Raw genomic sequence first — 7,817 nt, 5'->3', positions numbered from 1 at the left:
CGGCGATTCGCCGTCGGCCGCCCCTGTGGAGCCCTCTCCCCCGTGGCCACCGGACCACGGGCCCGGCTTGTTGCAGGCCTACTTCCCGAGCAGACGCCAGGTCTGGTTGAGGGGGCTGCTCTGGCCGACCGGGTTGCAGGTCCACTGGTGGATCGCCGCGCCCGCCGACGTCGAGATCGTGCTCACGTCGACGCACTTGCCGCTGTGCCGGGCGACGAGCTGGTAGTCCTGCGCGCCGTTGCCGGAGTAGGTGACCTTGCGGAGCGCGAACTGCTGGTTCTGCGCGCCGGCGATGCAGGTCCACTGGACGACCGCTGCCCCGTTCACCGTGGAGGCGCCCGACACGTCGAGGCACTTCCCGCTCAGCTCGTTGACGGCCGTGTAGGTGTCGGCCACACCGCTCACGGGAACGAACCGCCAGATCTGCTGGCTCCCGCCCTCGCAGTGGTACTGCTGCTGCTGGGTGCCGTTGGCGGTCGAGAGGTTGGTGTCGTCGAGGCACATCTGGCTGTGCTGCGCGACGGCGACGGTGGTGATCTCCGCGTTCCCCGGCGGCAGCAGGGTGACCGTGTACCCGTCGTCGTTGTTCGTGCGGGGGATGTTGACGGTGGTCCCTCCGCTGCTCAGCGTCGCGACGGAGCTGGAGATCGTCTCGGGCCCCTTGACGGCGCCGCCGCCGTTGTACGGGACGCGCTGGACGACGACCCGCACCTGGTTGTTCGACACGATCCCCGTCGTCGAGGTCACGTTGTTGAGCCGGACCGCCATGTTGCCCGTCGTGCCTCCTCCGCCGAGGAGGATCTGCGCGCGGCCCGTGGTCTTGGTCGCGAACGCGTCGTAGGTGGGGCTGGGCGTCGTCGACACGATCGAGCCGGTCTGGGACCCGTAGTACCGGTACATCCACCACTCGCCGGTCGGGAGGTACTGGCTACCTGTCTTGACCAGCAGCTTGGCCTGAAGGTCGTTGAGCTGCTGGCCGAGGGCCCAGTTGGCCCGGAGTCCGACCGTGCCGGCGCGCTCGAGGCGCGAGATGTACCACGCGCCGTCGGCTGGGTTCTGCTCGCTGGTCGACGCGTACTCGTTGATCTGGTGGCGCGTCGTGCTGGTGATGCCGCGGGCGGCGAGCAGCGAGTTCGCGGCTTGTGTGCTCGCCACGGGGTCGCCCGGGAGGTTGTGCCAGCTGTAGATGTTCGGCAGGACGTTGTTGGCCTTGGCGTAGTCCAGGAAAACGGGCCACAGGGAAGAGCTCTGCGGCGACCGGCTGGTGCTCGGGCCCACGATGACCGCGTTGGGGAAGGTGGTCCTGATGCGCTGGTACCCCCTCTTCCACATTTCGAGGTACTGCGACTGCGAGCGGTTCCAGAACGTCGAGATGTCGGGCTCGTTCCAGATATCCCACTGCACCTGCACGCCGCTGGTCTGGACGTCGGCGATGAGCTGGTCGAGGAATGCGTCGTACGAGGCCCAGTTGCCGTTGTCCCCCGGGAAGACCGACGCCTGCGTCTCGGCGTCGGCGCCCCACAGGTCGTGCACCAGCAGGACGAACTTGCCGCCGAGAGCGGCCGTGCGCTCGGCCTGAGCCCGCGTGGCGGCCCAGCGGCGCGGGTACGTCCCGCCGACCCAGCCGCCCGGGTTGTCGAGCTGCGCACCGCCGGCCCGCATGTAGTTCCACTTGATGTCGGTGTAGAAGTGGTCCTGCGGCAGGCCGCCGGACTCCGTCATCCCGTAGATGGTGCCGGAGGCGAGGTGCTGCGGCGCGCCGCCGGAGACGGCGAAGTCGACGCTGATCTGCTCGTCGCCCGCGCTCGCCGTCGGCGCCGCCAGCATCGACACTGCCAGGGCGCCCACCAGGGCCGGGGCCAGCAGGGCGCGGATGCGCCCGCTCCTCCTGTTGGATGTAGTCACCACGAAAGCTCCTTTGCAATCAGTGAAGATGGTTCGCCGTCGGACCGATGTTCCTGTCGTGCCGCGCCGGTCCCGTGTGGGACACCCTTCCAGCGAACCGGTTCGCCAACGATGGCGCATCTGGGGCGACCGCGTCAAGCGAACCGGTTTGCTCGCCGTGAATCCGTAGCCCGCGACCCAGTCCCCATCTGCGTCCGCGCAACCCGGAACCCTGGTCCGACCCGGGGGACTCTCGGGTTCGACTCCGGCCTGGACGACCTGCACCTGGTGGTGTGTGACAGCCGACTTGACCAGACAGCCAAGCTCCGCCAGTGTTCGCCGTGTTAGCGCTCACATCGCCGATGACAAAGGAGTCATCTCGTGCCCTCCTCCTCGTCCCTTGCCGCCTCGCTGCCGAGGTTGCGCCGTCGGCTCCTCGCAGCCGGCACCGCCGCCCTCATGGCTCTCGCTGTGCTACCCGTCGCTCCGGCGTCCGCCCAGTACATCGACGTCCCGAACCCGCTCGTGGAGCAGCGCGCCGACACGGCGATCTACAAGCACACCGACGGCTACTACTACATGACCGCGTCCGTGCCGGACTACAAGCGCGTCGAGCTGCGCCGCTCGCGGACCCTCGCGGGCCTCGGCCCGGCCACCCCGGTCACCGCCTTCGCCGCGCCCTCCAGCGGCGACCTGAGCGGCTGGATCTGGGCGCCCGACATCCAGTACGTCGACGGCGCCTGGTACATGTACTTCTCGGCCTCACCCGGCTCGTCGCAGTTCGCGCAGCGTCTGTACTGGATACGCAACACGTCCGCGGACCCGACGACGGGCACGTGGTCGGCGCCGCAGAGGCTGACGACGGGCTGGGAGTCCTTCCAGCTGGACCCGGCGTCGTTCACCGTGGGCGGCACGCGGTACTTCGCATGGGCGCAGGACAGCCCCAGCACGAGCTACAACAGCCACATGTACCTGGCGCGCATGACGTCGCCGACCACGATCGACACCGCCACCGCCATCGAGATCGCCCGGCCGACCTACTCCTGGGAGATGGAGGGAGTCGCCGGCGTGGTCGAGGGCCCGTCCCCGATCGTGAAGAACGGGCGGGTCTTCGTCGCGTACTCGGCGTCCGCCACCGACTCCCGGTACAAGCTCGGCATGGTCTCCGCGTCGGCGTCGGCCGACCTGCTGTCCCCGTCCTCGTGGACCAAGAGGTCGACGCCGGTCTTCCAGACGGCGAACGGCGTCTACGGGCCCGGCCACGGCAGCTTCACCGTCGCCGAGGACGGCGTCACGGACATCCTCGTCTACCACGCCCGCAACTACGCGACGCCGACCCCGGACGCCCTGACGGACCCCAACCGGCACACCCGGATCCAGCAGCTCTACTGGGCGGCGGACGGCTCCCCGTTCTTCGGCCAGCCGCAGGCGACCGGCTCCGGGCAGCCGGGTATCCGCGGGCGGCACAGCGACAAGTGCGTCGACGACTACGAGTGGAACACCGCCGACGGCGCCCTGGTCAGGCTCTACACGTGTAGTACGGCCGCGGCGCAGAAGTGGGAGCTCAGCTATGTCGGCGGGTACTACCGCATCAAGAACCTCCACGCGGCCAAGTGCCTGGACAACCTGAACGGCTCGGCTGCACTGAACGCCGACGTCGGCCTCTGGACCTGCACCGGCGGCGCCAACCAGGACTGGTCGATCATCGATCAGGGCAGCGGCTGGTTCTCCCTGCGCAACCGCACGAGCGGGCTGTGCCTCGACAACTACGAGTGGAACACCGCCAACGGCGCGCGCCTGTCGATGTACACCTGCAACGGCCTCAACGCCCAGCTCTGGCGGCGCGGCTGACGGGGGCGGTGACGCGGGCGGCCCGGTCGTTCAGGCCGGGCCGCCTCGTCGTTCGTGGCGGACGGCGGATCAGGCGGTCACGCCGTCGGCCGACAGGGACCTGTTCAGGATGCCCGCCAGGACGGCGCGCGCCGGCGTCGCGGGACGGCCGATGAGCCCCTGGAGGGCGGGGCCGGTGACCGCGTTCTCGCCTGCGCGTGAGGCGCGGAACATCCCGAGCGTGAACTCGGCGACACCCGCCGGCATACCGCCTTCCAGGGCCTCGGCCTTCCACTCGTCGTCGGCGACCACCACGCGCTCGACCGGGCTGCCGGTCAGCTCACCGACGATCCGAGCGACGTCGGCGAAGTCGAGCAGCTCGGCGCCCACGAGTGGCGGGGTCGCGCCGTCGAGCGGTCCGGGGTCGGCCAGCACGGCGGCGTCGGCCGCGGCCAGGTCGTCGTGCGCCGTCCAGGAGACCGGGCCGTCCGCGGGCAGGCGCAGCTCGCCCGACTGCAGCGCGGCGGGCACGATGAGCTCGAACGCGCTCGCGTAGAAGCCGTGTCGCAGCGCCGTCCAGGTGACGCCGTGCGCCGACGCCCGTTCGGCGAGGTAGGCCTCGGACTCGGCATGGTTGCGGCCCGGTGCGAAGAGGGAGGACGGCGAGGCCATCTGGTGGCTGGTGTACAGCACCCGCCGCGCGCCCGACCGCACGGCGGCGTCCAACCCGGCCCGCGTGGCCCGGGCGAACTCGCGCGGGTCCCGGATGCTGGGTGACACGACGAGCACCTGGTCAGCGCCTTCGAACGCATGGTCCAGCTCGGCTCGATCGGTGAAGTCGCCGGCTCGGACGCGGACCCCTCGTTCGGCGAGGTGGGCGGCCTTGGCGACATCTCGCACGCTCACGCCAACCGTCTCGGCAGGAACGTGCTCGAGCAGTCTGGCAACGATCCGGGCGCCGAGCCGGCCCGTGGCTCCGGTCACGATGATCATGGTCGTCCTTTGCGTTGGATCAGTGATTCGGTAATGACGCTATCACTGATTCATACCGACGGAAACACTCTGCTGATACCGTTGGTCCGTGCCTCGCCGACCAACGCCCGCTCGGACCGACAGCCGCTCCGCGATCATCGAAGCCGCCTCGCGTCTCATGCACGACCAGGGGGCGAGCGCGGTCACGACGCGCGCCGTCGCGCAGGCCGCGGGGGTGCAACCGCCCACGATCTTCCGGCTGTTCGGCGACAAGGACGGACTTCTCGAAGCGGTCGCCGAGCACGTACTGGCGGAGCACGTGGCCGGCAAGACGGCCGCCGTCGCCACCGAGGACGGCGACCCCGTGGAGCACCTCCGCGCCGCCTGGCACACGAACGTCGAGTTCGGCCTCGCCAACCCGGACCTGTACGCCCTGTTCGCCACACCCGGGCGGCTGCAGCAGTCGCCGGCGATGGCCAGAGGCAACGACGTCTTCCTCACCAGGGTCGCCCGCGTCGCGGCCGCAGGGCTCCTCCAGGTCTCGGAGACCCGCGCCGTCGACATGCTCCGCGCCGCGGGCAACGGAGCGGTACTCACCCTCCTGGCCCGGCCCGAAGCAGAGCGCGACCCAGCGCTCGCCGAGGCCCTGCTGGATGCCGTCCTCGCCCGCATTCTCGCGACCACGCCCGCGCCGCCGACGTCGGACGCCGTGACGCTGGCCGTCGCGCTGCGCGCCGCCGTGCCGGAGCTTCCGGCGCTGACCGAGGCCGAGCGGATGCTCATGTCCGAGTGGCTCGGCCGGGCGATCGACCGCCTCCAGGGCTGAGCAGGGTCGTTCGTCACTCGCCGAGACGGATCACCGCCTGGTCGCCCTGCACCTCGACGACCGAGTAGTGAAGGCCGTTCGCAAGATCCTCCTGGGTCATACAGCATCTGCGTTTCTACCTGCTCACGTCTGGGAGGGGTCCCAAACGTCGCCCCCACGAGGACATTTCCAAGCGGCGTCACATCATCCGGCCGCGTCGTCCCCCGCGAGCTGCCGTACGGCCAGCGCCGTCTCCACGCCGTCGTCCCGCACCACCTGCCGCATCCCGGAAAAGTCGACGTAAGCACCATCGAGCGGATGCCTCGTCAACCGCGAGAGCGCGGTAGCGAACTTGGCCATCGAGCTCCTGCCCGGGAGGAAGATCGACAGCTCCTCGCGGGCCTCGAAGGCGCGCACCTCGACGTCGTCAGGCAGGGCCGCGAGCGCCTCCGGGGCCGCCTCGACGGGCACGGTGACCAGCCAGGGAAGCCTGTCACCGCCGTCCTGCCGCTGCCCCTGGGTTCCGCGTGCCCAGCTCCGCCACGGCGTGCCCGACACGACGGCGCCGCACGACTCGACGGTCGTGATCAGGTCGCGGATGGCCGCCCCCAGTGTCGCCTCGACACGTGACCAGTCGTACGGATCCGGCCCGGCGGAGTCGGACACCAGCCTCGACACCACGGTGGCCTCGGGGACGTGCCGCAGGTGCGCCTCCGGCCGCGAGCCGACGAGCTCGCGGGCGTCGCTGATCGCCTCGTCCTGCAGCCGCCGCTGGGCCTCGACCTCGGCGGCGTGCTCGCGCAGCAGGGCGGGGGCCTCGTCGGGCTCGTCGAGGGCGCGCCGGACGAGCTTGATGCTCATGCCCGTGCCGCGCAGGCTGGTGACCAGCATCGCCTGTTCGACCTGCTCGAAGGTGTACGAGCGGTACCCGGTCCGCGGGTCGACGTCGGCCGGGACCAGCAGGCCTTCGGCGTGGTAGTAGCGCAGGGTCTGGGGCGACAGGTAGCACATCTCGCTGAAGTCGCTGATGGAGAGCATGGCTCCAGCATCGAGGTTGCAGCAGCCACAAGGTCAAGCGCCCGCGCGAAGCCCGCCGATCTACCGCAGCTCGATCCCAGCCGCCTGGGCTCGTGAGGTCGCCAGCTTCGCCAAGGTCGTGACCGCCAGCTCGGCGAGCGCCGCCGCCTGCTCGCCGAGCACTGAGTCGTCGAACCGGACGGTCGCGGAGTGGTTGGACGGCGCTCCCTCGGCGGGGACGTCGTCCGGCCGAGCGCCGAGCTGGATGAAGCATCCCGGCACTCGCTCCAGGACAAAGGAGAAGTCCTCCGCCCCCATGATCGGATCGGGCCGCTCGAACACTCGGTCGGCGCCGTACATCCCGGCCAGGACGGTCTTCGCGTGGCCCCACATGCCGGCGTCGTTGACGGTCACCGGGTACTCCGGCTGGAAGCCGACGTCGGCGGTGCAGCCGTGCGCGGCCGCCACGCCCTGGACGAGCCGCGGAAGCTCGACGGACAGCTGCTCCAGCGATGCGCTCGACAGGGTCCGCACCGACGCCACGAGCCGGGCCGTGGACGGGATCACGTTGGACGCCGTTCCCGCGTGCAGCTCCCCCACCGTGATCACCACCGGGTCGAACACGTTGATGCGCCGCGTCACATAGGACTGCAGCGCCAGCACGATCTCGGCCGCGACGGTCACCGGGTCGACCGACAGCCACGGAGACGAGCCATGACCGCCCTTGCCGTGGACCGTCACGTTCAGGAGGCCGTTACCGGCCCAGGCGGGCCCCGCCTTGGAGACGAACAGCCCCTTGTTGTACAGCCCGGTCACGTGGATCCCGAACGCGGCGTCGACGGGCGCGCCGGCCGCGTCCAGGACGCCCTCCTCGATCATCGGGAGCGCCCCTCCGGGGCCCTCCTCGCCGGGCTGGAACATGAAGACGACGTTGCCCGCGAGCTCGCGCTTCCTGGCGCTGAGCAGCCGGGCAGCCCCGACCAGGCCGGCCACGTGCAGGTCGTGCCCGCACGCGTGCATCGTCCCGGTGGTCGAGGCGAACTCCTCGCCCGATTCCTCGACGATGGGCAGGCCGTCCATGTCGCCGCGCAGCAGCACCGTCGACCCCGGCAGGTCTCCCCGCAGGACGGCGACCACGGAGCTGAGCCCGGCACCCACAGTGACCTCGAGCGGCAGACCGTCGAGTGCCCCGAGGACCGCGGCCTGGGTCTTGGGCAGGTACAGGCCCAGCTCGGGATGCTGGTGGAGGCGCCGCCGCAGGGCGACCAAGTCGTCAAGAATCAGTGCCGCATCGTCCACCACACCCACG

General features: G+C 70.5%; 6 protein-coding genes. 2 read left to right on the top strand and 4 right to left on the bottom strand.

Going from position 1 to position 7,817, the window contains the following annotated elements; all coding sequences use genetic code 11:
• Positions 1–78: 78 nt before the first annotated feature.
• Positions 79–1,905: an RICIN domain-containing protein gene (locus ACFT2C_RS20370; protein ID WP_377208896.1), complete on the bottom strand. Its 1,827-nt coding sequence runs from the start codon at positions 1,903–1,905 to the stop codon at positions 79–81.
• A gap of 360 nt (positions 1,906–2,265) precedes the next feature.
• On the opposite strand from ACFT2C_RS20370, the gene ACFT2C_RS20365 reads away from it, so the two are divergent.
• Entirely contained in the window at positions 2,266–3,735 is a 1,470-nt protein-coding gene (locus tag ACFT2C_RS20365) for a family 43 glycosylhydrolase (protein WP_377208895.1), read from the top strand.
• Positions 3,736–3,804: 69 nt separating this feature from the next.
• Here ACFT2C_RS20365 and ACFT2C_RS20360 read toward each other — a convergent pair whose 3' ends face one another.
• On the bottom strand, positions 3,805–4,707 hold the full coding sequence (locus ACFT2C_RS20360) for an NAD(P)H-binding protein (protein ID WP_377208894.1): 903 nt from the start codon (positions 4,705–4,707) through the stop codon (positions 3,805–3,807).
• Positions 4,708–4,795: 88 nt separating this feature from the next.
• On the opposite strand from ACFT2C_RS20360, the gene ACFT2C_RS20355 reads away from it, so the two are divergent.
• Entirely contained in the window at positions 4,796–5,512 is a 717-nt protein-coding gene (locus ACFT2C_RS20355) for a TetR/AcrR family transcriptional regulator (protein WP_377208893.1), read from the top strand.
• Between the two features lie 183 nt (positions 5,513–5,695).
• On the opposite strand, the gene ACFT2C_RS20350 is transcribed toward ACFT2C_RS20355, so the two are convergent.
• Together ACFT2C_RS20350 and ACFT2C_RS20345 are read right to left on the bottom strand one after the other, a co-directional pair.
• Complete coding sequence (locus ACFT2C_RS20350; protein ID WP_377208892.1) at positions 5,696–6,529, bottom strand: MerR family transcriptional regulator; 834 nt, start codon at positions 6,527–6,529, stop codon at positions 5,696–5,698.
• A 60-nt stretch (positions 6,530–6,589) separates the two neighbouring features.
• Positions 6,590–7,807 (bottom strand): M20 family metallopeptidase, encoded by a 1,218-nt coding sequence (locus tag ACFT2C_RS20345; protein ID WP_377208891.1) that lies wholly within the window; start codon positions 7,805–7,807, stop codon positions 6,590–6,592.
• Between the last annotated feature and the right edge of the window lie 10 nt (positions 7,808–7,817).

Origin of the sequence: Promicromonospora sp. NPDC057138, from assembly GCF_042670845.1 — a bacterium.
GTDB lineage: Bacteria > Actinomycetota > Actinomycetes > Actinomycetales > Cellulomonadaceae > Promicromonospora.
This window is presented reverse-complemented; position numbering and strand designations above follow the sequence as displayed.